This window comes from Actinoallomurus acaciae (assembly GCF_042429965.1).
GTDB classification, from domain to species: domain Bacteria; phylum Actinomycetota; class Actinomycetes; order Streptosporangiales; family Streptosporangiaceae; genus Actinoallomurus; species Actinoallomurus acaciae.
Map to the genome: position 1 here is coordinate 1 of NZ_JBHLZP010001074.1, position 1,173 is coordinate 1,173.

At 48.3% G+C, this 1,173-nt stretch carries 2 protein-coding genes; one reads left to right on the plus strand and one right to left on the minus strand.

Annotation, left to right across the window (positions count from 1 at the left end):
* Positions 1 to 341 precede the first annotated feature (341 nt).
* A complete protein-coding gene (locus ACFFNX_RS50565) occupies positions 342 to 491 on the plus strand; it encodes a Rop family plasmid primer RNA-binding protein (protein ID WP_001677812.1) in 150 nt (49 codons plus the stop codon).
* Positions 492 to 629: 138 nt separating this feature from the next.
* On the opposite strand, the gene bla is transcribed toward ACFFNX_RS50565, so the two are convergent.
* The coding region (gene bla, locus ACFFNX_RS50570) for a class A beta-lactamase (protein ID WP_114146958.1) at positions 630 to 1,173 on the minus strand (544 nt) is incomplete at its 5' end.

Here is a 1,173-nt window from a genome sequence, read left to right on the forward strand (position 1 = left end):
ACGAACAGGGCGACTGATAGCCCGCCTGCGCGTATTACTTCCACTTCGTTTTGTCATAAAACATGGCTCCGTATCTGACATGGGGTGTCGTGGCGAAGCCCTGACCAGGGTAATTGTAATAGCGTGCATGTATGCGCGGTATAACAATTGCACATCCTGTCCTGTCAGCAAGCTCGAATTACCGACAAAGGCACGGCAGTTTTTTGGCAGTGACAGTATTGTCAGGCAGAAATACCCGTCAAAGCGTCAGACGGCAGAATACCGGCGGTAAAACAGTCGAAAAGTGGTACGCGATATAATCACACAACGCAGATGACAGACAGAACGGAGAAAACGAAAAGATGAACAAGCAGCAGCAAGCTGTACTCAACATGGCAGGATTCATAAAAAGCCAGAGCCTGACGCTGCTCGAAAAGCTGGACGCACTCGATGCTGACGAACAGGCTGCCATGTGTGAGAAGCTGCACGAACTCGCAGAAGAAGGGGTCTGACGCTCAGTGGAACGAAAACTCACGTTAAGGGATTTTGGTCATGAGATTATCAAAAAGGATCTTCACCTAGATCCTTTTAAATTAAAAATGAAGTTTTAAATCAATCTAAAGTATATATGAGTAAACTTGGTCTGACAGTTACCAATGCTTAATCAGTGAGGCACCTATCTCAGCGATCTGTCTATTTCGTTCATCCATAGTTGCCTGACTCCCCGTCGTGTAGATAACTACGATACGGGAGGGCTTACCATCTGGCCCCAGTGCTGCAATGATACCGCGAGACCCACGCTCACCGGCTCCAGATTTATCAGCAATAAACCAGCCAGCCGGAAGGGCCGAGCGCAGAAGTGGTCCTGCAACTTTATCCGCCTCCATCCAGTCTATTAATTGTTGCCGGGAAGCTAGAGTAAGTAGTTCGCCAGTTAATAGTTTGCGCAACGTTGTTGCCATTGCTGCAGGCATCGTGGTGTCACGCTCGTCGTTTGGTATGGCTTCATTCAGCTCCGGTTCCCAACGATCAAGGCGAGTTACATGATCCCCCATGTTGTGCAAAAAAGCGGTTAGCTCCTTCGGTCCTCCGATCGTTGTCAGAAGTAAGTTGGCAGCAGTGTTATCACTCATGGTTATGGCAGCACTGCATAATTCTCTTACTGTCATGCCATCCGTAAGATGCTTTTCTGTG

Bases quoted from the DNA above. Each gene is read 5' to 3' on its own strand.
- ACFFNX_RS50565 (WP_001677812.1), top strand. From the start codon at position 342: ATGAACAAGCAGCAGCAAGCTGTACTCAACATGGCAGGATTCATAAAA.